This window comes from Pelomonas sp. CA6 (assembly GCF_022549225.1).
Classification (GTDB): domain Bacteria; phylum Pseudomonadota; class Gammaproteobacteria; order Burkholderiales; family Burkholderiaceae_C; genus Roseateles.
Window position 1 is genome coordinate 209,032 of sequence record NZ_JAKZFD010000002.1, and the last position, 21,790, is coordinate 230,821.

Annotated in this window: 22 protein-coding genes; 14 read left to right on the top strand and 8 right to left on the bottom strand. The window is 70.5% G+C overall.

Features of this window, described 5'->3' with window-relative positions; all coding sequences use genetic code 11:
• Positions 1-84: 84 nt before the first annotated feature.
• Together LZ017_RS04705 and LZ017_RS04710 are read right to left on the bottom strand one after the other, a co-directional pair.
• A complete protein-coding gene (locus tag LZ017_RS04705; RefSeq protein WP_241298913.1) occupies positions 85-1,398 on the bottom strand; it encodes an Hsp70 family protein in 1,314 nt (437 codons plus the stop codon).
• Positions 1,399-1,492: 94 nt separating this feature from the next.
• Entirely contained in the window at positions 1,493-2,806 is a 1,314-nt protein-coding gene (locus tag LZ017_RS04710; RefSeq protein WP_241298914.1) for a D-amino acid dehydrogenase, read from the bottom strand.
• Between the two features lie 203 nt (positions 2,807-3,009).
• Between LZ017_RS04710 and LZ017_RS04715 the strand changes: the two genes are divergently transcribed.
• Positions 3,010-3,933 (top strand): LysR family transcriptional regulator ArgP, encoded by a 924-nt coding sequence (locus LZ017_RS04715; RefSeq protein WP_241298915.1) that lies wholly within the window; start codon positions 3,010-3,012, stop codon positions 3,931-3,933.
• A 16-nt stretch (positions 3,934-3,949) separates the two neighbouring features.
• Here LZ017_RS04715 and LZ017_RS04720 read toward each other — a convergent pair whose 3' ends face one another.
• Positions 3,950-4,162 (bottom strand): hypothetical protein, encoded by a 213-nt coding sequence (locus LZ017_RS04720; RefSeq protein ID WP_241298916.1) that lies wholly within the window; start codon positions 4,160-4,162, stop codon positions 3,950-3,952.
• 288 nt (positions 4,163-4,450) lie between these two features.
• Between LZ017_RS04720 and LZ017_RS04725 the strand changes: the two genes are divergently transcribed.
• Complete coding sequence (locus LZ017_RS04725) at positions 4,451-4,672, top strand: hypothetical protein (RefSeq protein WP_241298917.1); 222 nt, start codon at positions 4,451-4,453, stop codon at positions 4,670-4,672.
• A 29-nt stretch (positions 4,673-4,701) separates the two neighbouring features.
• Here the strand turns inward: LZ017_RS04725 and LZ017_RS04730 are convergent, their stop codons facing one another.
• The 4 genes from LZ017_RS04730 to LZ017_RS04745 all read right to left on the bottom strand — a co-directional run bounded on the left by LZ017_RS04730 (position 4,702) and on the right by LZ017_RS04745 (position 7,857).
• On the bottom strand, positions 4,702-5,124 hold the full coding sequence (locus LZ017_RS04730) for a universal stress protein (protein ID WP_241298918.1): 423 nt from the start codon (positions 5,122-5,124) through the stop codon (positions 4,702-4,704).
• Between the two features lie 146 nt (positions 5,125-5,270).
• Positions 5,271-6,035 carry a metallophosphoesterase gene (locus LZ017_RS04735; RefSeq protein WP_241298919.1) on the bottom strand — a complete coding sequence of 255 codons (765 nt, stop codon included), beginning with the start codon at positions 6,033-6,035 and terminating at the stop codon, positions 5,271-5,273.
• Positions 6,036-6,070: 35 nt separating this feature from the next.
• Entirely contained in the window at positions 6,071-6,877 is an 807-nt protein-coding gene (locus LZ017_RS04740; RefSeq protein WP_241298920.1) for a UPF0149 family protein, read from the bottom strand.
• 44 nt (positions 6,878-6,921) lie between these two features.
• Positions 6,922-7,857, bottom strand: coding sequence for a LysR family transcriptional regulator (locus LZ017_RS04745; RefSeq protein ID WP_241298921.1), 936 nt, complete (start codon positions 7,855-7,857; stop codon positions 6,922-6,924).
• A 123-nt stretch (positions 7,858-7,980) separates the two neighbouring features.
• Between LZ017_RS04745 and LZ017_RS04750 the strand changes: the two genes are divergently transcribed.
• Positions 7,981-8,217, top strand: coding sequence for a hypothetical protein (locus LZ017_RS04750; protein WP_241298922.1), 237 nt, complete (start codon positions 7,981-7,983; stop codon positions 8,215-8,217).
• A 179-nt stretch (positions 8,218-8,396) separates the two neighbouring features.
• On the opposite strand, the gene LZ017_RS04755 is transcribed toward LZ017_RS04750, so the two are convergent.
• The gene (locus LZ017_RS04755) at positions 8,397-10,277 is read right to left on the bottom strand and encodes a phosphoenolpyruvate carboxykinase (GTP) (protein ID WP_241298923.1); all 1,881 of its coding nucleotides are present in this window, start codon (positions 10,275-10,277) and stop codon (positions 8,397-8,399) included.
• A gap of 391 nt (positions 10,278-10,668) precedes the next feature.
• On the opposite strand from LZ017_RS04755, the gene LZ017_RS04760 reads away from it, so the two are divergent.
• The 11 genes from LZ017_RS04760 (at position 10,669) to LZ017_RS04805 (ending at position 21,786) form a co-directional block, all read left to right on the top strand.
• Entirely contained in the window at positions 10,669-11,337 is a 669-nt protein-coding gene (locus LZ017_RS04760; protein WP_241298924.1) for a response regulator transcription factor, read from the top strand.
• Between the two features lie 244 nt (positions 11,338-11,581).
• Entirely contained in the window at positions 11,582-11,920 is a 339-nt protein-coding gene (locus tag LZ017_RS04765) for a hypothetical protein (RefSeq protein WP_241298925.1), read from the top strand.
• Position 11,921: 1 nt separating this feature from the next.
• The gene (locus LZ017_RS04770; protein ID WP_241298926.1) at positions 11,922-14,012 is read left to right on the top strand and encodes an ATP-binding protein; all 2,091 of its coding nucleotides are present in this window, start codon (positions 11,922-11,924) and stop codon (positions 14,010-14,012) included.
• Positions 14,009-14,875: a Pvc16 family protein gene (locus LZ017_RS04775; RefSeq protein ID WP_241298927.1), complete on the top strand. Its 867-nt coding sequence runs from the start codon at positions 14,009-14,011 to the stop codon at positions 14,873-14,875. The genes LZ017_RS04770 and LZ017_RS04775 overlap by 4 nt, the downstream gene beginning before the upstream one ends.
• A 14-nt stretch (positions 14,876-14,889) precedes the next feature.
• On the top strand, positions 14,890-16,833 hold the full coding sequence (locus LZ017_RS04780) for a phage tail sheath subtilisin-like domain-containing protein (protein WP_241298928.1): 1,944 nt from the start codon (positions 14,890-14,892) through the stop codon (positions 16,831-16,833).
• Between the two features lie 30 nt (positions 16,834-16,863).
• Entirely contained in the window at positions 16,864-17,304 is a 441-nt protein-coding gene (locus tag LZ017_RS04785) for a phage tail protein (protein WP_241298929.1), read from the top strand.
• 876 nt (positions 17,305-18,180) lie between these two features.
• A complete protein-coding gene (locus tag LZ017_RS04790; RefSeq protein ID WP_241298930.1) occupies positions 18,181-18,552 on the top strand; it encodes a hypothetical protein in 372 nt (123 codons plus the stop codon).
• Complete coding sequence (locus LZ017_RS22230) at positions 18,486-18,689, top strand: DUF6760 family protein (protein WP_308194060.1); 204 nt, start codon at positions 18,486-18,488, stop codon at positions 18,687-18,689. The genes LZ017_RS04790 and LZ017_RS22230 overlap by 67 nt, the downstream gene beginning before the upstream one ends.
• A 7-nt stretch (positions 18,690-18,696) precedes the next feature.
• Positions 18,697-19,530 carry a DUF4157 domain-containing protein gene (locus tag LZ017_RS04795; protein WP_241298931.1) on the top strand — a complete coding sequence of 278 codons (834 nt, stop codon included), beginning with the start codon at positions 18,697-18,699 and terminating at the stop codon, positions 19,528-19,530.
• 4 nt (positions 19,531-19,534) lie between these two features.
• Complete coding sequence (locus LZ017_RS04800; RefSeq protein WP_241298932.1) at positions 19,535-20,164, top strand: peptigoglycan-binding protein LysM; 630 nt, start codon at positions 19,535-19,537, stop codon at positions 20,162-20,164.
• The gene (locus tag LZ017_RS04805) at positions 20,161-21,786 is read left to right on the top strand and encodes a phage baseplate assembly protein V (RefSeq protein ID WP_241298933.1); all 1,626 of its coding nucleotides are present in this window, start codon (positions 20,161-20,163) and stop codon (positions 21,784-21,786) included. The genes LZ017_RS04800 and LZ017_RS04805 overlap by 4 nt, the downstream gene beginning before the upstream one ends.
• The last annotated feature ends 4 nt before the right edge of the window (positions 21,787-21,790 follow it).

Consider the following 21,790-nt stretch of genomic DNA (forward strand, 5'->3'; position numbering starts at 1 on the left):
GGGGAAGAAAGCGCGCAAGCCTAGCAAAGCCACCGAGGGGTGTCGAACCTCGGCCATGCCGGCGGTGCGGCGCCCGCCTCGGGATCAACCCGCAGTCGCCCCGAACAGCCGCGCCGCGTGCAGCCCCAGGCCGGTGGCCACGGATGCGAAGCGGTCGCCCGTCACCTGGCGTGCCGAGGGATAGTCGGCCGCGATGCGCTGCGCCAGCAGACGCAGCCCGGTGGAACCGCCGGTGAAGTACAGCGCATCGACGTCGTCGGGCCGCAGCCCGGCCTGGGCCACAGTCTCGCGCCCGGCCGCGGCGATGCGTTCAACATCGCCCTGCAGAGCCTCCAACGCCTGCGCTTCGGTGATCGTCAGCGCCAGGCCCGACTCGATCAGCCCCAGGTCCACCTCCGCGTCGCCGCCCTGCGCGACGGCGATCTTGGCCTGCTCGGCGCGCCCCGCCAGCTCGTGGCCCAGGCGTTCCTCCAGCACCGTCATCAGGCGCTGGTGCTGGCGCAGGTCGGCATAGAAGCCGCGCATCGCGCGCAGCTCGGCGATGCGCTGCGGGCTGTAGCAGGTGTTGATCAGGTGCCAGGTGGCCAGGTCGAAATAGATGCCGCTGGGCACCTCGCGCGCCGGCTGGCCGGGCCGCTCCGGGCCCAGCGCGCGGTAGCCGAATTCGCGCAAGATGCCGGCCAGCTCGATATGGCGGTCGAAATCAGTACCTGCGATGTGCACGCCGTGGTTGGCCAGGATGTCCTCGCGCCGGTCCAGCCGCGCGCGCCGCTGCGGCCCCACGCGCACGAGCGAAAAGTCCGAGGTGCCGCCGCCGATGTCGGCCACCAGCACGCGCTCCTCGCGCTCGGCCTGCTGCTCGTAGTCGAAGGCGGCGGCGATGGGCTCGAACTGGAACTGGACCTCGGCAAAGCCCACCGCGCGGGCCGCGGCCTCCAGCGAGGCCTGCGCCGCGGCATCGCGCGCCGGTTCGCCGTCGACGAAGTAGACCGGCCGGCCCAGCACGACGCGCTGCAGCCCCTGGCCCGACGCGGCCTCGGCCTGGCGCTTGAGCCGCTTCAGGTAGCCAGCCAGCATGTCGAAGTACTTCACGCCGCGACCGCCGCCGACGTCGGTGGCCTGGTCGATCAGGCTGGAGCCCAGGATGCTCTTCATCGAGCGCATCAGCCGCCCGTCGCTGCCCTCCACATAGGCCTTCAGCGCAGCGCGGCCGAAGGCGCGCGGCGGGCCGTCGGCGTCATGCCGGCCCTCGCTGAAATAGAACACCGCGGTGGGCATGGTGCTGTGCTCGCCCTCCAGCGGCACCAGGCCCATGCGCTCGCCGCGGGGAATGGCCACCGCCGAGTTGGAGGTGCCGAAGTCGATGGCGCAGAAATCGCCGGGCAGCCGGGAAGCCATGGGAATCCGCTCCAAACAAAAAGGGGCGCGGATTCTAGCCGGGTCTTCGAGTCTTTGCGGCCGGGCCAAGCCCGAGCCGCCGCCGGCGCCGCGATCAGGCGGCGGCCATCTGGCGCACCGGGCGGGCCGGCAGCGCGTCGCCGTAGAAGGCGAAGTCCAGCTCAGGGCGACGGCCGCTGACCAGGTCTGCCAGCGCATGGCCGGAGCCGGCACCGTGGGTCCATCCCAAGGTGCCGTGGCCGGCGTTGAGCCAGAGGTTGGCGGCCTTGCGGCTGCGACCGATGTAGGGGATGTTGGTGGGCGTGCTGGGACGCAGGCCGGTCCAGTAGTTGGGCTCGGACAGGTCGGCCACGCCGGGGAAGAGCTCCTCGTAGCGGCGCACCAGGGCTTCGCAACGCACGCGTGAGGTGGGCGAGTCCAGGCTGGTGTCCAGGCCCACCAGCTCGGCGGTGCCGGCGATGCGGATGTGGTCGCCCAGGCGCGAGATCGCGATCTTGCGCGTGTCGTCGAGCAGGCTGACGACGCTGGCGTCGTCGGGCTTCTTCAGGCGCAGCGTGGCCGAGTAGCCCTTGGCGGGATAGATGTTGAGTGTTTCGCCCAGCGGCTTCAGCAGCGCCGGGGTGTAAGAGGCCATCGCGGCGACATAGGCGTCGGCCTTCAGGGTCTGGCGCCGCCCGTCGGCGCGCGCGGCGATCTGCGCGCCGGCAATGCGCCCACCCTCGGCCTGCAGCGCGAGGACGTCGTGGCCCCACAGGAAGCGCGCACCGCGCGCCTCGCACAACCGCGCCAGCTTCTGCGTGAAGACCAGCGCGTCGCCCGATTCGTCGCTGGGCGTGAAGGTGCCGCCGAAGATCCGGCTGCCGAAGCTGCGCAGCGCCGGCTCCACCTTCAGCACCTCGTCGCGGCTGAGCACGCGACGGTCCACGCCATGGCGGCGCATCACCTCGGCACCGGCGGCGCCGGCGTCGAAATCGGCCTGGCTGGAGAAGAAGTGCAGGATGCCGCGCTCCAGGCGGTCGTACTCGATGCCCGTCTGCGCCACCAGCGACTTCAGCGATTCATGGCTGTAGCGACCCAGGCGCACCAGCTGCTCCACGTTGCGCTCGAAGGCGGCGGTGGTGCACTGGCCCAGGAAGCTCAGGCCCCAGCGCCATTGCGCGGGGTCCAGCCGAGGGCGGAACAGCAGCGGCGAATCGTCGCGCAGCAGCCATTTGGCGACCTTGAAGGGCGCACCCGCATTGGCCCAGGGTTCGCAGAAGCTGACCGAGATCTGCGCGCCGTTGGCATAGCTGGTTTCCAGCGCCGCGTCGTCCTGGCGGTCGACGACGGTGACCTCGTGCCCCTGCTCCAGCAGATACCAGGCCGTACTCACGCCGATGATGCCGGCACCCAGGACAACGACTTTCATGCGGACTCCTCGGAGAAGTTCCTGTTGGGTTTGAATTTAGGTTCCGTCCGCCGCCAGCCGCAAGCGCCAGGGGCGCGGCGGGCATCGCCCCAAGCAGGGCGAAATGCGCACAAATGACGCCGAACGAAATCGCGCGATTGTCGGCAGGCGCGCGGTAAACAAGAAGCGCCATTCATATTTATCGCTGTACATTAGAAAAACTTATGAAAGACCTGGACTCCGCCGCGCTGGACTGTCTGGCCGCGCTGGCCGACGAGCGCAGCTTCGAGCGCGCCGCCCATGCGCTGAACATCACGCAAAGCGCGGTCTCGCAACGGTTGCGCGGGCTGGAGGCTCAGGTGGGCCAGCCGCTGGTGGTGCGCTCGCGTCCGCTGCGACTGACCGAACCCGGCAAGGTGCTGCTGCGCTTCGCGCGTCAGCTGCAGGCCCTGCGCGCCGATGTGTCGCGCGAGCTGGGCCAGCAGGCGGCCCCGCAGGAGCGCCTGCCCATCGCGGTGAACGCCGACAGCCTGGCCACCTGGGTGCTGCCAGCGCTGGACCCGCTGGTCCAGCAGGGTCTGCGCCAGGGCTTCGGGCTGGAGCTGGTGGTGGACGACCAGGACTTCACGCACGACTGGCTGCGCCAGGGCGAGGTGCTGGGCTGCGTCAGCACGGTGAGCCAGGCCTTGCGCGGCTGCGTGGTGCAGCCGCTGGGGCGCATGCGCTATGTCGCGGCGGTCAGCCCGGCCTTCGCGCAGCACCATCTGCCGCAGGGCCTGAGCGCGGCCAACTTCGCCCAGCTGCCCTTCCTGGTCTTCAACCGCAAGGACGACAACCAGGTGCAATGGGTGGCCAAGGCCTTCGGGCTGCGCTCACCGCGGCTGCTGGAGCGCTATGTGCCGTCCAGCGAGGCCTATGTGCATGCGATACGCATGGGCTGGGGGGTGGGCGTGGCGCCGGAACTGCAGCTGGCCCCGCTGATCGCCCGTGGCGAACTGCTCGCGGTGAGGCCCGAGGTCCGCATCGAGGTGATGCTGCACTGGCACCAATGGAAGCTGCAACCCGACCAGCCGGGCGCGCCGGCGGCACTGCTGGATCAGATCGGCCACGCGCTGGCGGCGGGCGCCGCCGTGGCCTTGCATCATTGAGGAAAACCGGCCGGCTTCAGCGCAGGGCCATCAGCGCCGCGGACGCGGCCGCATCGGGCTCGTGGGCCAGCTCAAGCGCGTGCTCCGAGCCGCCACCATGCTGCACGGCGACCCTGACCGGGCCCGAGCCGGGCACGGCTTCCTGGACCTGATGCGCCAGCATCAGGGCGGAAACAATGCTCAGGGCCACGGTGACCCAGGTCACCAGCCGGTGAATAGCGAAACGCATGAACGCATCCAGAGGAATTGGAAGGGGGCGAAGGATAGCGAGCGCTTGTGACCGCAACCATCCTGCCTAGGGGGGAGTGGTATTTTCACGCCGCCCATGTTTCCGCCAGGTTCCAAGCTGTGCGGATTAGTAAACAGCTTAGGCGATTCCACCCACTTCAGTGGTTCAACTTTCGCGCGGAACGCTCACACTGTGATCAGGCCCTGCACACCGGCCCGCAAGCCGGAAACGCCGCGAGGCGGCAGAGCGCAACGACGAAGCCTGTGCAACTTGAAGTCGAGGTCCGCCATGCGATTCGCCCAACATCTGCGCCTGTTCCGCCGCACGACCGCCCCCGCCCATGTCCCCGATCCGGCCGACCTGGGCACCGCCTTCGGCATGGAGGCGACGCTGGACGAGCCCGACTTCGAAACCCGCCCGCGCGCCGAATACGCGCTGGAATCGGCCAGCCGCCAGGACGGCGCGCAGGAGTCGCCGCTGTCCTGGCTGGCGGCCCGGCGCGGCACCTGAGCCGACCGGCCGCATGGCCGGTCCGGGGCTCAGCGCACCAGCAGCACCGGGGTCTCGCAGTGGGCCATCACCTTGGTGGCCACCGAGCCCAGCACCAGGTTGCCCAGCGCGCCATGGCCGCGCGAGCCCATGATCAGCAGGTCGTACTTGCCCTTGGTGGCCGAGGCCGCGATGACGTCGGCCGCATGGCCCACCTTGACCAGGAACTCGGCCTTCAGGCCCTGCTTGCCCATGAAGTTGCGGATGGGCTTGAGCACCTTCTCGGCCTCGTCGTCGTAGTAGGCCTTCAGCACCGCCTTGTCCAGCACCGCGGCGGCGCGCGGCGGCACAGCCGGCACCACATGGACCACGGTGTAGTCGTGCAGTTCACCCAGCCATTCCTCGTGAGCGGCCAGATAGGCCAGCATGCGCTTGGTGTAGGCACTGCCGTCGACGGCAACCAGAATCTTCATGCTCGGGTCCTTTCTCGTGATTTCAGCGCGGCCCCACAGGGCGGCCGTGGTGGGAACGCCGATCCTCGGTCGGCGCTTTGCAGTCTTGCACAGGCCGGCCCTGTCGGTTTGATCCGAGTCAAGCCGACGACCGGCCCGGCCGGTTCCTAGAGTTCCAGCACCCGCAGCGGATCAAAGCCCAGGGCCTCGCCCTTGCGGCCATGGCCCCGCGCATTGCAGACCACGCGGGTCTCGCCTCGGGCGTGGGCCACGCGGTAGTCGTGGCGGCAATGCAGATGGCCATGCACCCACAGCGTGGCCAGCGGCAGCAGGTCCTCGTCGTCGTTGCAGAAGCTGGCCGTGGTGGGCTGCTGGCCGTAGCGCGGGTCGGCGCTGCGCAGGCTGGGCGCGAAGTGGGTCACGACCAGGGTGGGGCCGTCGAACGCCTGTTCGAGCTCGCGCTTGAGCCAGGCCTTGTTGGCCAGGCCCAGCTCGCGCACCGCCGCAGCATCGAACACGCGACCGTCCAGCGTGGCGCCCATCAGGCGCTGGAAATAGCCGGCGGCGCGCATCGCGCGTTCGCGCTGTGCCGCGCCGAACAGTTCGAAATCGCTCCAGCGCGTGCTGCCAAGGATGCGCAGCGCACGGCCATCGGCGCCGGTCCAAACCAGGGCCTCGTCGTCCAGCATGCGCAGACCCAGGTCGGCGCAATAGGCACGCAGCTCGGCCCCGCAGCGACGGATCTCGCGGCCGTCGTATTCGTGGTTGCCGGGCACAAAGAGCACCGGCACCGGCCAGCCGGCGAAGCGGCGCAGCCCCTCCCAGCGGCTGTCCACGTCGCCGGCCAGGATCAGCAGCTCGGCCCCGGGGGCCGGTTGCGGCACGAAGTCCTCGGTCTCCAGGTGGAGATCGGACAGCAGCTGGAAGCGCATGCGGGAAGAGCGGGAACGGCTGGGAGCGGCCAGCCTCAGGCCGCGCCGTGGCAGTGCTTGAACTTCTTGCCCGAACCGCAGTGGCAGGGATCGTTGCGGCCCAGCTTGGGCGCGTCGTGCCGGACCTGCTCGACGTGGAAGCGCTGCGCCTCGGTCGCGGCCTGCAGGTCCACGACGGTCAGCACCAAGTCTTCGATCGCCTCGTCCAGGTTCTTCAGCGGATGCTCGCGTTCCAGCGTGGCGACGATTTCCTTTTCTTCGTCGGTCTCGGCCGGCAGATGGCGGTACAGCCGCGCCAGCAGGGCCTGGACGTTGTCGTCGGCCTGCTCGTGCAGGTCGGGGAAGGTGATCGCCGCGTATTCAAAGCCGGCCACCCAGGGCAGGAGGCTGCGGGTGATCGGATCCTCGGGCAGCGCGGGCTGACCCTCGTCCGGCGCGGCCTCGCCTTGCGTGTCGACCGGCGCGGCGGTCTCAGGGGAGGTCTCAGGGGCGGCTTGGCCTTGGGCGTCGCCATCAGCCTCGGCCTCCAGGTCCAGCACCAGCGGGTAGAACCAGCCCTGCTCCAGCATGCTCTGGTTCAGCGCGGCCTGGCGGCGCGCCACCAGCGTGCGCACGCGCGCCAGCCAGGCCGGATCCACGTCTTCCGGCAGTTGGCCGCCGTCGTAGTCGAAGATGGGCGGCAGCCATTCCTCGATGGGAATCAGGCGCGGCTGCACCAGCACGCCACAGAGGTAGCCGTCCAGCATGGACGCATCCAGCGGCTGCAGCGGCTCCGGGGTGTCGGCCAGCAGGTCGTCGAGTTCGCCGAACTCGGCGTCGGAAAGGTCGTGGGCGATGCTCATGGGCGCGCATTGTCGCCGCTGTTGGCCGGCGCCGGATAGGCGCCTCACTCCATCGCCTGGTGGGCCGCCTCGATCAGGCGCTGGCGCATCCAGCGCTGGGCGCTGCGGTCTTCGTTGCGCAGATGCCAGAGCAGATCCACATGCACCGGCGACAGCGGCAAGGGCAGCGGCCGGTGGATCAGCTGTTCGCGGTAACCGGTGGCGTCCAGAAAGGACAGCGGCAGCGCGGTGAGCAAATCGGACTGCGCCACCACTCGGCCCGCGGTGAAGAACTGGTTCACGGTCAGCATGATGCGCCGGCTGCGCTTGAGCGCCGCCAGCGCCTCGTCGACGAAGCCATGCGGCCGACCCGAAAAGCTGACCAGCAGGTGGTGCGCCTGGCAATAGCGGTCCAGGTCCAGCTCCGCCTCGGCCAGCGGATGGCCGCGGCGCATCACACAAACATAGTGGGAGTCGTAGAGCCGCTGCTGGTGGATGGCCGCCATCTGCCCCAGCCCCTGCAGCGCCGCCACCGCGCTGGGAAAGTAGCCCAGCGCGAAATCGGCCTCGCCCTGCTCCAGCAGGCCGCGCGGGTCGCGCGTGGTCAGCGGCAGCACATGCACGTTGGCCAGCGCGCGCGCCTGCTCCAGCTGGGCCATCAGCGGCGGCAGTACCAGCGCGGCGGTGGAATCTGCCATCGCGAGGCGGAAGGTGTATTCCTCCTGGTGCGGCTGGTAGTCGCCCGGATCCAAGGCCACGCGCAGGCGGGTCAGCGCCGCCCGCACCTCCGGCCACAGCCCCTCGGCGCGCGAGGTGGGCTTCATGCCGAAGGCCTGGCGCACGAACAGCTCCTCGCCCAGCGCCTCGCGCAGCCGCTTCAGCGCATGGCTGACCGCCGGCTGGGTCATGGCCAGGCGCTCGGCGGCGCGCGTCAGGTTGCGCTCGGCCATCACGGCGTCGAACACCTTCAGCAGATTCAGGTCCAGGTTCAGGAAGCTCATGGCGCCAAGATATGCACGTTGCTTATAGGCAGGATGCAATCATTTCATTGGCGTTATTCCTAGGGTTTACCCGATACTTCGTTCCGTTGGCTCACCAAGCCCTACAACACAAAGGAAATCGCCATGAGCGTCGCTACCCAAACTTTCGGTCTGCCGGTGACCCGCACGGTGCGTCACGGCGGTACGTTCGCCACCATCGGTGCCCGTGTCTGGGCGCGCATGATCGCCGACGTGAAGGCCCGCATCGAAGCGGCCCGTCTGCTGCGCGCCGAACGCGAGCTGCTGGCCCTGGCCGCCCAGTACGAGGACAGCATGCCCTCGTTCGCCGCCGAGCTGCGCGCCGCCAGCTGCCGTCGCTGAAGGTTCCGCCTCCCGGTCCGGTCGGAACCGGGCTGCGCCAGTGAGCGCAGACTTTCAATTCTGACCAAGCAAAAAGCCCGCTGACAGCGGGCTTTGGTTTTGGGGCCGCCGCGGCGGCCCTGAGGTGGCGAAGCGCGCGGCCGGCGCGCCGCCGCAGCGGCGCCCCCGCGCGCGTCGCGTCACTCCTGCGCCAGGCGCTCGGCGATCTTGGCCTTGGTGGCCGGCAGTTCCGCCGGCAGGTGGTAGGCCAGCTGCTCGAACAGCGCGTCGTGCAGCTTCAGCTCGGCGGCCCAGTCGGCCTTGTCGATGTGGGTCGCGGCGAGGAACTGCTCGCGGGTGAAGGCCAGGCCTTCCCAGCTCAGGTCCTCGTAGCGGGGGGTGACGCCGAAGGCGTGCATCTCGCCGCTGTCCTGACCCTCGACGCGCTCCAGCATCCACTTCAGCACGCGCATGTTGTCGCCGTAGCCGGGCCAGACGAACTTGCCGTCGGCGCCCTTGCGGAACCAGTTGACGCAGAAGATCTTGGGCAGCTTGGCGCCGGAGGCCTGCAGCTTCTTGCCCAGGTCCAGCCAGTGCTGGAAGTAGTCCGCCATGTTGTAGCCCATGAAGGGCAGCATCGCGAACGGGTCGCGGCGCACCACGCCCTGCTGGCCGGCGGCGGCGGCGGTGGTCTCGGAGCCCATGGTCGCGGCCATGTACACGCCCTCGACCCAGTCGCGCGCCTCGGTCACCAGCGGCACGGTCGTGGAGCGGCGGCCACCGAAGATGAAGGCGTCGATGGGCACGCCGGCCGGGTTGTCCCACTCGGCGTCCAGCGCCGGGTTGTTGGTCGCCGACACGGTGAAGCGGGCGTTCGGATGGGCGGCCTTGGCGCCGGTCGCCTTGGCGATCTCCGGGGTCCAGTCCTTGCCCTGCCAGTCGATCGCGTGCGCGGGCGCGGTGTCGCTCATGCCTTCCCACCAGACGTCGCCATCGTCGGTCAGCGCGACGTTGGTGAAGATCACGTCCTTGTCCAGGCTGGCCATGCAGTTCGGGTTGGTCAGCGTGTTGGTGCCCGGCGCAACGCCGAAATAGCCCGCCTCGGGATTGATCGCGTACAAACGACCGTCGGCGTGGGGCTTGATCCAGGCGATGTCGTCGCCGATGGTCGTGACCTTCCAGCCCGACAGGCTCTTGGGCGGGATCAGCATCGCGAAGTTGGTCTTGCCGCAGGCGCTGGGGAAGGCGGCGGCGACGTGGTACTTCTTGCCCTCGGGCGAGGTCACGCCCAGCACCAGCATGTGCTCGGCCAGCCAGCCCTGGTCGCGCCCCATGGTGGACGCGATGCGCAGCGCGAAGCACTTCTTGCCCAGCAGCGCATTGCCACCGTAGCCCGAGCCATAGGACCAGATCTCGCGCGTTTCGGGATAGTGGACGATGTACTTGGTGGCGTTGCAGGGCCACTTCACGTCGGCCTGGCCGGGCTGCAGCGGCGCGCCCACCGTGTGCACGCAGGGCACGAAGGCGCCGTCATCGCCCAGCACGTCGAGCACCGCGCGGCCCATGCGGGTCATGATGCGCATGTTGACGGCCACATAGGGGCTGTCCGACAGCTCCACGCCGATGTGGGCGATGGGCGAGCCGATGGGGCCCATGCTGAACGGCACGACATACAGGGTACGGCCCTTCATCGCGCCCTTGAACAGCGCGGGCGTGCCGTCGTCCTGGCCGGTCTGCAGCAGCTTGCGCATCTGCGCCGGGTCCATCCAGTTGTTGGTGGGACCGGCGTCTTCCTTCTTCTGCGAGCAGATGAAGGTGCGGTCCTCCACGCGCGCCACGTCGCTGGGATCGGAGCAGGCCAGGTAGCTGTTGGGACGCTTGACCGGGTTGAGCTTCTTGAACGTGCCGGCGTCGACCAGTTGCTGGCACAGGCGGTCGTACTCTTCCTGGCTGCCGTCGCACCAATAGACATCCTTGGCCTCGGTCAGGGCGGCGATCTCGGCCACCCAGGCCACCAGGCGCTGGTGCTTCACATAGGCCGGCACATTCAGGCGCAGGCCTTCCATCACGGGTCGGTTCATGGCGTTATCCAATCTAAAGATGCAAAAGCGGAATTGGGTCAGGCCCGATGTGTTCCGGACCTGACCCAATGCCGCTCGCCAAGGCACGCCCCCTGATCCGATTGTCACCCCAATGTAATCACGCGGTAACTCCACCATGGAACGGGGTTATGCATTTCCGGAATGATTTCATGCAGGGGTCGGCTTGGGTGTACGCGCAGCGGTGTATGGACAACAAAGCCTGTCTGTGCGCTATGCGGGCACGGCGGCGGTGGCGACACAGCCCCTAGTAGTGGGGGACTGGCGCGGAAGTTCGACCACGTACGATCCCGGATCCAGATCCAGAACAGATCCAGGGCGCACGGCACCCGGCCGGGGCCGCAGCGCCTGGACCCGGCCACGAGGAGGGGATATGAGCAGATTGGTACTCGCGGTCAGGGCTCGCATCTACCGGGACGGGCTGGCCAGCACGCTGGCCCAGCGCCCCGCGCTGGAAGTGGCGGCGGCGGAGGCCGACCTGGCGGGCGCGATCGCCGCCGCCGGCCGGTACCAGCCCGACGCGCTGTTGTTCGACATCAGCATGGGCGGCGCGCTGGAGGCGGTGTCGCGCCTGCAGGAGGCATCGGCCTCGACCAAGCTGATCGCGCTGGGCCTGCCGGCGGACAGCGGTGATGAGCTGCTCGCATGGGCGGAGGCCGGCGCGATGGGCTTCGTGACCTGCGACAACACGCTGGACGAGCTGGTGGACTGCGTGCATTCGGTGCTGGACGGCGAACTGAGCTGTTCCCCCCGCATCTCGTCCATGCTGCTGCGGCGCGTCGCGCAGCTGGCCCGGGAGCGCAGCCCCTACGACGGTCGCGAGCTGAGCGCGCTGACGCCGCGCCAGACGCGCATCCTGCAGCTGCTGCGCATGGGGCAGAGCAACAAGCAGATCGCGCGCGAGCTGGGCATCGAACTCGCCACCGTGAAGAACCACGTGCACAACCTGCTGCAGCGGCTGCAGCTGCGCCACCGCCACGAAGCGGCCAGCGTGCTGCTGCCAGCCGACCGCTGGCAGGCGCCGTCGGCCGCGCCGCGCTGACGGCGTTCTGCCTCCTCTCCGCCTCTCTCACCGCCTCCTCCGCCTCCCCGTCGTCCATCGCCGCGCCGGTCGACACGGCGCGGCGCGCACGCGCGCGTCGGGCCGTGCCGGGGATGCAATCCCCGCGGGTCCGGGCCTGGATCGAATTTGAACCTTCGCGCACGCCGCGTGGGCCTTACCGGCCGCCAGCGGCGCGCGTAGGCTGAATGCCGAATCCCATGCTTGCCCACGGAGGCGCGAATCCATGCCGGCCCAGCGCATCCGTGTCCTGATCGCCAGCATCCCGGACCTGTTGAGCGGGATCCTGGCCTCCAAACTGGCCCTTGACCCGGAGATTGAGGTGCTGATCTCTCATGAGCATTCGGCCTTGCTGTCCCATCTCGGCCACTTCCGTCCGCAGGTGGTGATCGCCGCCGCGGACGAGGCCGTCGCCGACTGCGAGGCGCGGCCGCTGCAGGTGTATCTGCTGAGCCCGGATGCGCGCACGGTGCGCCACCTCGAGCTGCGCCCGGTCGACGAGGCCATGGACGAGGTGTCGCTGGACCAGCTGCTGGCGGCCATCGCCGCCAACAAGGAGGGCTGAGGTGCTGGCCGACCTGCGCAGCGACGCTCCTTCCGCGGCCCGGCCTGCCGACACCGCGCCCGCCGATGCAAGCGGCCTGGCACGATCGCTGCAAAGGCTGGACCGCGTGCTCGAGGCCGCGATCGCCGAGTTCGAGTCCGCGTTCGACCGCGACCCGGCCGGTGCCGCCTTCCGCGGTCTCGTCGTGCCCGGCGCCGACGCCGCGCGGCTGCTGGCGCTGCCGCCCGGCGGCCACGCCTGGTCCGTGCCCGCCGGCACGGCCGACCAGGCCCGCTTCCTGCCAGCCGGCGAGCCGTCGCGCCTGGCGCGGTTGCAGCAGCTCTTCGGCCTCGACGCCTTCGACACCGACGCGCTGCTCGTCGCCGCCAGCCCCGACCTCGACACGCGCTACGAGCGCCTGTTCGGACTGCTGCAGGACGACGTGACCCGGCGCCGCCCCATGCTGGCCACCCTCGCGCGGCTCGCGGCGCCGCGGCCCGAGCCGCAATGGCAGGGCCTGGCGCGACTGCTCGGCGCCCAGTCCCGGCTGCAGCGCCACGGCCTGGCCCGCGTGGCGGCCGATCCCGCCCAGCCGCTGGCCGCGCTGGGCGCCCACACGCTGGTGGTCGACCCGCTGGTGCTGGGCTTTCTCTGCGGCCATGACGCGCTGGATGCCGGCCTGCAGCCCTTCTGCGAACTGCGCCAGCCGCTGCCCTGGGCCGGCTTCGAAGGCAGCTGGCAGCGCCACCCCGAGCTGGAGCGCCTGCTGCAGCACCCGGGCCTGCACACGCTTCGGCTGCATGGCGCGACCCGCTGGGAGCGCCTGCACCTGGGGCATGCGCTGGCATCCTGGCTGGGCGCGCGACTGCTGTGCCTGCGGCCGCCGCCCGCTGCGCAAGCGCAGACGCTGGCGCGCGCGCAACTCGCGGCACGGCTGCTGGGGGCCGTGCTCCTCGTCGAGGACGACGGCGGCGCCTCGCTTGCCGACGCACCACCGGACGGCGGGCCGCGCCTCCTCAGCAGCGCGACGGCCGACGAGGGCGTTGGCGTGCCCGCGCTGGAGGTCCGCCTGCCCACGCCGGACGAGCGCCACGCGCGCTGGCGGGACCGCCTGCGCGCCGCGGGCCGGCGCGCGTCCGCGCACGATCTCGCCGAGGTGGCGCGCGAGTTCCCGCTCGATGATGAACAGACCGATGCCGCGGCCGCCGCGGCCTGTGCTGCGGCGGGCGACGAGGCCCTGCCGCGCCAGGCGCTGTTCGCGGCCGCGCGTCGCGCGCTGTCGGTACGCCTGCCACGCGCGCTGCAGGCGATCACCCCGCGGGCCGGCTGGCAGCACCTCATCCTGGCGCCCGACGCCGAGCACCAGCTGCGCGAAATCTGCGTCCACGTGCGCGAACGCGCCAAGGTGTTCGACGACTGGGGCTTCGGCGCGGCGTCCGCGCGCGGCCAGGGCGTGATCGCGCTGTTCTCCGGCGTGTCGGGCACCGGCAAGTCGACCGCCTGCGAGGTACTGGCCGGCGAACTGGGGCGCAGCCTGCTGAAAATCGACCTGTCGCAGACGGTCAGCAAATACATCGGCGAATCCGAAAAGCACCTGGCCGAGGTGTTCGAGGTCGCCGAGCAGTCCGGCGCGCTGCTGATGCTGGACGAGGCCGATGCGCTCTTCGGCAAGCGCACCGGCGTGTCGGACGCGCACGACCGCTACGCCAACATCGAGGTGAGCTATCTGTTGCAGCGCATCGAGGCCTTCCGCGGCATCCTCGTGCTCACCACCAACCTGCAGGCCAACATCGACCCGGCCTTCCTGCGCCGGCTGCAGTTCGTCGTCGAATTCGCCTTCCCCGACCCGGCGCAGCGCGAGCGGATCTGGCGCATCAGCGTGCCGGCCCAGGCGCCCTGCGACGCGGACCTGGACTTCCCCGCGCTCGCGCAACGCTACGTGGTGGCCGGCGGCCACATCCGCAACATCGCGCTGTCGGCCGCCATGCTGGCCGCGGGCCGCGGCGAGCGCATCGCGATGCGCCACATCGCCCATGGCGCGCTTCGCGAGTACCAGAAGCTCGGCAAGGCGCTGCCCGACGGCGACTACTTCTCCAGCGGGGCGCCGCGATGATCGACGACCTCGACCGCAGCCTGGGCCAGCTCTTCGCACGCGAGTTCGGCACGCCGCTGCCCTTCGACCTGAGCTTCGCGATCCCGGACAAGAACTTCAAGCCGGTGTCCACCCTGCGCAGCACGCTCAACTGCTACCTCTACGACATCCGCGAGAACCGCGAGCTGCGCGACGTGGGCCGCTACCTGGAGCGCCACGCCGGCGGCCAGTACGCGCGCGACGCCGCGCCGGCGCGCATCCGCGCCTCGTACTGCATCACTGCGTGGAGCCCCGGCGCGGCCGGCACCGATCCGCATCTGGACGAGCACAACCTGCTCGCCGCCGTGCTGCGCGTGCTGCTGCGCTATCCGGAATTCCCGCCGCCCGCGCTGGTGGGCACGCTGGTCGGCCAGAAGCTGCCGCTGCCGACGCAGATCGCGCAGCCCGACTCGGCGCGCAACTCGGGCGACTTCTGGAACGCGATCGGCGGGCAGCTGCGGCCCTCGCTGGAGTACGGCGTGTCCATCGCGCTGGACTACCAGGCCGGCGACAGCGGACCGCTGGCCACCCGTGTGCTCGCCCGCGTGGGCGAGCGCCGGGGCGACAGGGCCCAGCTCGCCGCGCCGGCCGACGCGCTGCAGGTGGTCGGCGGCACGGTTTGGAGCAGCCCCCCCGCGGCGGCACCGGTGCCCGGCGCCTGGGTGCGCATCGACGAAACCGGCGAGCTGGCCGTGGCCGATGAGGCCGGCCGATTCGTCGTGCAGCGCCTGGTGCCAGGTCTTTACACGCTGCGGGTGCGCGCCACCGGCTTCCAGGAAGCCACCCGACCGCTGCCGGTGCCGCTGGCCGCGGGTTCCTACGACATCCATCTGGTTCCCCTCTGAGAGGAGCGTTCGCCATGGCGCTGAGCTACAAATACCCCGCCGTCTACATCGAGGAACAAGCGGCCACCGGCCCCATCGAGGGCGTGGGCACCAGCACGCCGGCGCTGCTCGGCGCGGCGCTGGACGGGCCGGTCGGCGTGCCGGTGAAGATCACCAACTGGACGCAGTACAAGGCCCTCTTCGGCGAGTTCAGCGCGACGCCGCGCCTGTACCTGCCGCACGCCGTGCGCGGGTTCTTCGAGAACGGCGGCACCGTGGCCTATGTGGTGCGCGTGGGCACCGCGTCGCGCGCCGCCTGGACGCTGCTGGACCGTGGCGCCGTGCCGGGCAACGCGCTGCGCGCCGAGGCGCTGCAGGACGGCGTGGACAGCAACACCGTCACCATCGCCGTGCAGGACGCGGCGCCCGGCCTGGTGGCCGGCGCCAACGTGCTCAAGGGCCGTGCCCCGCTGAAGGCCGGCCCGGCGACGACGCTGGTCACGCTCGCGGCGATCGCCGACGCGGCGAAGTTCCGCGTCGGCGATGTGGTCACGGTGGCCGGTGGCGCCACGCGCTACGAGATCGTGCGCATCGCGGGCGACCAGGTCACGCTGTCCGCCGCGGTGGCGGGGGCGGTCGCGGCGAACGACATTCTGCGCATCGCCGACCTGGCCGTGGGCCAGAAGCGCTTCCGCGTCGACAAGACCGACGGCATGGAGCCCGGCACGGTGCTCAGCCTCACGCAGGCCGGCGGCAACACCGAGGACGCGGTGATCGAGCGGCTGGAGGCCGATGCCGTCGTGCTCGCCAGCGGGCTGGCCAAGGCCTACACGCTGGACCAGGCCGATGCCGCCACGGTGCTCGCGTCCTACGAGTTCACGCTGCTGATCAAGAAACCCGGCAACCCGACCGAGACCTTCGCGCAGCTGTCCATGGACCCGCGCCACAGCCGCTACGTGGCGCGCACGGTCGCCTCGAAGTGGGTGAGCGTGGGGCCGGCGCCGGTGCCCGGCGTGCAGGCGCCGCCCGCCAACCGGCCCGCCGTCATCGGCGACACCGCGCCGGTGCCGCTGGGCAGCAACGACAACCCGGCGGCCGTGGGGCTGAACCACTACAACACGGCGCTCGCGGCGCTGGAAAAGCTGGAGGACGTGAACATGGTCTGCGTGCCCGGCCGCGTCGACGCCGCCGTGCAGGCCGCCGTGGTGAAGCATTGCGAGGCCATGGCCGACCGCATCGCCATCCTGGATGGCGATGCCAGCGCCAAGCCGCCCATCCAGCCCGGCAGCGCGCTGCTGACGCAGCGCGCGGCGGCGCTGTCGGCGCGCGGCTATGCCGCGCTGTACTACCCCTGGATCTGGATCAACGACCCGCTCAGCCGCAGCGGCGACGACCTGGTGCTGGTGCCGCCGTCGGGCCACATGGCCGGCATCTTCGCGCGCAGCGACAGCCAGCGCGGCGTTCACAAGGCGCCGGCCAACGAGTACATCAGCGGCGCGGTCGACCTGGGCGCACTGCTGAGCAACGCCGACCAGGGCGAGATCAACATCGAGGGCATCAACGTGCTGCGCGTCTTCCCTGGCCAGCGGCCCATCGTCTGGGGCGCGCGCACCACCGCGCCCCGGGACGAAGTGCCGTGGCGCTATGTCAACGTGCGGCGGCTCTTCCTCTTCGTCGAGAAGTCCATCCAGCGCGGCATCCGCTGGGCCGTCTTCGAGCCCAACGACCCGGTGCTGTGGAAAAAGCTGGAGCGCACCATCGCCGAATTCCTCACCCGCGTGTGGCGTTCCGGCGCGTTGTTTGGCAAGACCGCCGCGGAGGCCTTCTACGTGAAGGTGGACGAGGAACTCAACCCCGCCTCGGTGCGCGCGCTGGGCCAGGTGATCGTCGAAGTGGGCATCGCGCCGGTGCGCCCGGCGGAATTCGTCGTCGTGCGCATCGCGATGTGGGACGGGGGCTCCGAGCCCAGCGAATCCTGATCCCGCCCATCCAATCATGAGGAGCCTGACATGGCCGAAACCGGACAACGCACCGACCCTTTCCGCAACTTCAACTTCCTCGTCGAGATTGACGGCATCGCCCAGGGCTCCTTCATCGAATGCAGCGGGCTGGGCACCACCACCGAAGTGATCGAGACCCGCGAGGGCGGCGACAACACCACGGTGCGCAAGCTGCCGGGCAAGACCACCTACAGCGACATCACGCTCAAGTGGGGCCTGACCGCGTCCAAGGAGCTGTGGAAATGGCGCGAGCAGGTGGTCCAGGGCACGGTGGCGCGCAAGAACGGCTCCGTCGTCGTCTACGACCTGGCCAACCGCGCCGAGGTCGCGCGCTGGAACTTCGTGGCCGCCTGGCCCAGCAAATGGGAAGGGGCGGCCTTCAATGCCAAGGGCAATGACATCGCGGTCGACACGCTGGTGCTGAGCCATGAAGGTCTGTCGCGGGCGTGAATGGGGCCCCCGGTCCAGCGGAACCGCTGGCCGGTCCCCCCAGGGGGCGGCGATGCTCGCGGGGGTCGCCCCGCTCGCACATCGCCACATGGGCCGGCTTGGGGCGGCCCAGCGCTCGGCCCTGGGGACTCGCCCCTCGTCCAGCGGAACCGCTGGCCGGTCCCCCCAGGGGACGGCGATGCTCGCGGGGGTGGCCCCGCTCGCACATCGCCACGTGGGCCGGCTTGGGGCGGCCCGGCGCTCGGCCCTGGGGACTCGCCCCTCGTCCAGCGGAACCGCTGACCGGTCCCCCCAGGGGACGGCGATGCTCGCGGGGGTGGCCCCGCTCGCACATCGCCAAATGGGCCGGCTTGGGGCGGCCCGGCGCTCGGCCCCAGGGACTCGCCCCTCGTCCAGCGGAACCGCTGGCCGGTCCCCCCAGGGGGCGGCGATGCTCGCGGGGGTGGCCCCGCTCGCACATCGCCACGTGGGCCGGCTTGGGGCGGCCCGGCGCTCGGCCCTCGGGACTCGCCCCTCGTCCAGCGGAACCGCTGGCCGGTCTCACCAAGGGGACGGCGATGCTTGTGGCCCGAGGCCGTGCGCATTGGCCGGCAGCGGGCGAGGGCATGAGGCCCGGTGTGGAGTCGAGCCGTACCCGGCGAGCGACTCGATGCCTGAGCGGCGGGGTCGCACGGGTGGTGGTCGGGCCGGTACTCGGTGCGAAGCGTGGGGCTCGGTCAAATCGTTTTCGGGCCCTCTTCTTTGGTTACTTTCTTCTGGGCCCCCAGAAGAAAGTGACTCGCCTGTCGGGGCGAGACCCGGCAGGCTCTGCGCCCCGCGCAACCCAAGCGAAGCAAGCCACAAATAACCAAAGCCAAAAGACCAGGAGCCCCCACCATGTTCATCACCGAACACGAGTTCGAACTGCCCAAGGGCTATGTCGACCCCTCCGGCACCCTGCACCGCAAGGGCGTGATGCGGCTGGCCACGGCCGCGGACGAGCTGCTGCCGCTGAAGGATCCGCGGGTGCGCGATTTCTCGCCCTATCTGATCGTGCTGCTGCTGTCGCGGGTGGTGATGCGGCTGGGCACGCTGAGCGAGGTCCATCCGGGCGTGATCGAGGGCCTGTTCACCGAGGACCTGGCCTATCTGCAGCACACCTACAACCGCATCAACGGCATGGCGGCGGACGAGGACACGCAATGCCCGCAGTGCGGCCACCACTTCCACCCGGTGCATGCGCCGGGGGGATTCGCGGCTACCCCCTGAACCGGGTCACCAGGGAGGTAGCCATGCTCGCACGCCATGTCCACTGGACCCACCAGGAGCTGATGGAGCTGGACCACGCCGAACGGCGGCGCTGGCTGCGCGCCGTGGTGGCGCAGCTGAACGAGGAGGCCGCATGAGGCGCGCTTGGACGAGCACACGGAGGCCCGGCCCATGAGCCCCGACTTCGTGCCCGAGATGCGCGCGCTGGGCCCGCGGCTGCTGGCCGCCGCGCGCGCGATGCAGACGGCCCGCCAGCAGACGCCCGCCTGGCTGGCGCCACTGGCCCGGATGCTCGCCCGCGTGGCCCAGCCCACGCTCGCGAATCCCGAGCGCTTCGCGCGTGTCGAGGCCCGCGAGTTGAGCGGCCTCGACGCGCCGCTTGCGCCCTCCCCGGCCAGCCCTGGCGGCCAGGGCCTGCCGGGCCACGTGCGCGAGCGGCTGCGCGCGCCGCTGGGCCCGGCGGTGGACCGCCTGCGCGTGCATGACGACGAGGCCGCCGACCGGCTCGCGCGCGGGCATGGCGCGGACGCCCTCTCGATGGGCGCGGACGTCTTCTTCGCGCGCGGCCGCTACCGGCCGCACGACTCGGCCGGTCTGGCGCTGCTGGCCCACGAGGCCGTGCACGTGGCGCAGGCACTGCGCCCCGACGCGGCCTGGCAGCGCAGCGGCGGCGCGGCGCTGGCGGCCGAGGAGGCCCAGGCCCAGGCCGTCGAGCGGGCGATGCGCCGCGGGGAATCCCTGCCGTCTCTCCCGCCCCGAACGGCGCGCGCGCCAGCGCCCGTGGCGGCGCCGCTGGCGGCGCCGCTGGCCGCGGCAGCGGCCGCCGCACCGGCTGCGCAGCGGCCCATGGCCGCCGCCGCCGAACGCGCGCTCACCGATCCGGGCTCGGGCCCTGCGCTGGACCTGGAGGCGCTGAAGCAGTCCCTGATGCGCGATCTGCTGAGCCAGATCCGCTCGGACATGGAACGCGGAGGCTGACGCCATGGACCTCGCCCGCCTGGCCAAGGCCACCATCACCAATACCTCGACCGCCGAGCGCATCCAGGTCATGTACAACCCCGACGAGCTGCGCCTGGAGCAGGGCAACAACTTCGCCGAGGTCGGCATTCCCGGCCTGGACGCGCCGCCGGTCCAGTATGTGCGCGGCAAGGCGCGCACGCTGGCGATGGACCTGTTCTTCGACAGCTACGAGGCCGACCAGGACGTGCGCCAGCACACCGGGCCGCTGGTGCGCCTGCTCGACAAAGAACCGCGGACCAAGGCCCCGCCGGTGCTGCTGTTCTCGATGGGGCAGTTCAACTTCCAGTGCGTGCTGGTGGATGCCTCGCAGCGCTTCACCATGTTCCGCCGCGACGGCACGCCGGTGCGCTCCACCATCGCGGTGCGCTTCCAGGAGTTCGTGCGCGTCGAGATCGAGATCGAGCACGGCCTCTTCATCGGACCGCCGACCCTGCACAACGTGGTGCGCAGCGAGACCGCCAGCGCCATCGCCGCCACCGCGCTGGGCGACCCGTCGCGCTGGCGCGAGGTGGCCGAGGCCAACGACCTCGACGACCCGCTGAACATCCCGCCCGGCATCACGCTGCGGATTCCCCAGGGAGGACCGCGATGACCGCGTGCTTCTACGCCCCCACCTTCCAGGTCCGGATCAGCGGCGTGACCCTGTCGGCCGAGGTGTCCAACCAGGTCATCAGCCTGCAGGTGGACAACAACCTGGACCTCGCCGACATGTTCACGCTGGTGCTGCGCAACGCGGACAACCGGCTCATCGACTCCGCGCTGTTCGACCTGGGCAAGACCGTGGAGGTGCATGTCGGCTACGGCGATCAGCTGACGCCGATGATGCTGGGCGAGATCAGCGCCATCGAGCCGTCCTTCCCCGAGAGCGGCACGCCCACGCTGCGCATCAGCGGCTACGACCTCTCGCACCGGCTGCGCAACGGCCAGGCCGAGCGCCAGTTCCAGTACGTGCCCGACAGCGTGATCGCCGCGGCGATCGCGGCCGAGGCCGGGCTGATCCCCATCGTCGATCCCTCGCCCATCTTCCACCGCAAGAAGATCACCCAGACGGGCAGCGACATGGCCTTCCTGAAGGACCGCGCGCGCGCCAACTTCTTCGACGTCTACGTGCATTGGGACAAGCTCTACTTCCAGTTCCCGCGCCCGCAGACGGAGGCGGTGGTGCTGGAATGGGGCAAGAATCTGGGCTCGTTCTCGCCGCGCCTCTCGGGCGCCGGCCTGGCGGGCATGCAGATCGTGCGCGGCTACAACGAGGAGCTGGCGCAGACCATCGTCGCCTTCGCGATGGCGCCCGACCTGGACCTGGACAACCTGCTCGAGCGCCTGGGCAGCAGCGCGCGCGACCTGCTGCTCTCGCTGGGCCGCAACGTGGTGCGCAACCAGCCGGTCGAATCGCCCGTCGACGCGGTGGTGCTGGCCAAGTCCATCCTGCAGGACATTCTGGAAGGCCTGTACGAAGGCAGCGGCAGCTGCGTGGGTCTGCCCGAGCTGCGCGCCGGCCAGATGATCGAGGTGCGCGGCGTGGGCAAGCGCTTCAGCGGCATGTACCGGCTGCGCAAGGTCACGCACACGCTGGACGACAACGGCTACCGCAGCCGCTTCGAGGTCACGCAGCGCGGCGGCACGGTGCTGCTGTCGCTGCTGCGCAAGTCCATCGCCGAGAAGCCCTCGCCCAACAGCCGCGAGCGCTTCTACGGCGTGGCCGTGGCCCGGGTGGAGGCCAACCACGTGGACCCCACCGAGGGGCCGCCGCTGGCGCGGGTGAAGCTGTCCTACCCCTGGCTGTCGGACCAAGTCGAAAGCGGCTGGGCGCGCTGCGCCGCGCCGATGGCGGGCGACGGCACGGGCCTGTTCCTGCTGCCCGAGATCGGCGACGAGGTGCTGGTGGCCTTCGAGCACGGCGACCTGGCCAAGCCCATCGTGCTGTCCTCGCTGTGGAACGGCAAGCACCTGCCGCCGGTCTCCAACCTCAGCGGCAAGAACTACGTACGCCTGCTCAAGACCGCGGCCGGGCACGAGATCCGCTTCGACGACACGCCCGGCGGCGGCCTGCTCAGCATCAAGGACATGGCCGGCAGCGAGATCGTCATGAAGGCCGACGGCTCGGTCTCGATCAGCGCCGCGACCAGCCTCACGCTCAAGGCCGCGACCACGATCAGCCTGGAAGCGGTCAACGTCAACGTCAAAGTGTCCTCGTCGATGAATGTCTCCTGAGGAG

Excerpts from the sequence above, each read along its gene's own strand:
- LZ017_RS04705 (WP_241298913.1), bottom strand. The coding sequence starts at position 1,398 with ATGGCTTCCCGGCTGCCCGGCGATTTCTGCGCCATCGACTTCGGCACC.
- LZ017_RS04710 (WP_241298914.1), bottom strand. The coding sequence starts at position 2,806 with ATGAAAGTCGTTGTCCTGGGTGCCGGCATCATCGGCGTGAGTACGGCC.
- LZ017_RS04715 (WP_241298915.1), top strand. The coding sequence starts at position 3,010 with ATGAAAGACCTGGACTCCGCCGCGCTGGACTGTCTGGCCGCGCTGGCC.
- LZ017_RS04720 (WP_241298916.1), bottom strand. The coding sequence starts at position 4,162 with ATGCGTTTCGCTATTCACCGGCTGGTGACCTGGGTCACCGTGGCCCTG.
- LZ017_RS04725 (WP_241298917.1), top strand. The coding sequence starts at position 4,451 with ATGCGATTCGCCCAACATCTGCGCCTGTTCCGCCGCACGACCGCCCCC.
- LZ017_RS04730 (WP_241298918.1), bottom strand. The coding sequence starts at position 5,124 with ATGAAGATTCTGGTTGCCGTCGACGGCAGTGCCTACACCAAGCGCATG.
- LZ017_RS04735 (WP_241298919.1), bottom strand. The coding sequence starts at position 6,035 with ATGCGCTTCCAGCTGCTGTCCGATCTCCACCTGGAGACCGAGGACTTC.
- LZ017_RS04740 (WP_241298920.1), bottom strand. The coding sequence starts at position 6,877 with ATGAGCATCGCCCACGACCTTTCCGACGCCGAGTTCGGCGAACTCGAC.
- LZ017_RS04745 (WP_241298921.1), bottom strand. The coding sequence starts at position 7,857 with ATGAGCTTCCTGAACCTGGACCTGAATCTGCTGAAGGTGTTCGACGCC.
- LZ017_RS04750 (WP_241298922.1), top strand. The coding sequence starts at position 7,981 with ATGAGCGTCGCTACCCAAACTTTCGGTCTGCCGGTGACCCGCACGGTG.
- LZ017_RS04755 (WP_241298923.1), bottom strand. The coding sequence starts at position 10,277 with ATGAACCGACCCGTGATGGAAGGCCTGCGCCTGAATGTGCCGGCCTAT.
- LZ017_RS04760 (WP_241298924.1), top strand. The coding sequence starts at position 10,669 with ATGAGCAGATTGGTACTCGCGGTCAGGGCTCGCATCTACCGGGACGGG.
- LZ017_RS04765 (WP_241298925.1), top strand. The coding sequence starts at position 11,582 with ATGCCGGCCCAGCGCATCCGTGTCCTGATCGCCAGCATCCCGGACCTG.
- LZ017_RS04775 (WP_241298927.1), top strand. The coding sequence starts at position 14,009 with ATGATCGACGACCTCGACCGCAGCCTGGGCCAGCTCTTCGCACGCGAG.
- LZ017_RS04780 (WP_241298928.1), top strand. The coding sequence starts at position 14,890 with ATGGCGCTGAGCTACAAATACCCCGCCGTCTACATCGAGGAACAAGCG.
- LZ017_RS04785 (WP_241298929.1), top strand. The coding sequence starts at position 16,864 with ATGGCCGAAACCGGACAACGCACCGACCCTTTCCGCAACTTCAACTTC.
- LZ017_RS04790 (WP_241298930.1), top strand. The coding sequence starts at position 18,181 with ATGTTCATCACCGAACACGAGTTCGAACTGCCCAAGGGCTATGTCGAC.
- LZ017_RS22230 (WP_308194060.1), top strand. The coding sequence starts at position 18,486 with ATGCCCGCAGTGCGGCCACCACTTCCACCCGGTGCATGCGCCGGGGGG.
- LZ017_RS04800 (WP_241298932.1), top strand. The coding sequence starts at position 19,535 with ATGGACCTCGCCCGCCTGGCCAAGGCCACCATCACCAATACCTCGACC.
- LZ017_RS04805 (WP_241298933.1), top strand. The coding sequence starts at position 20,161 with ATGACCGCGTGCTTCTACGCCCCCACCTTCCAGGTCCGGATCAGCGGC.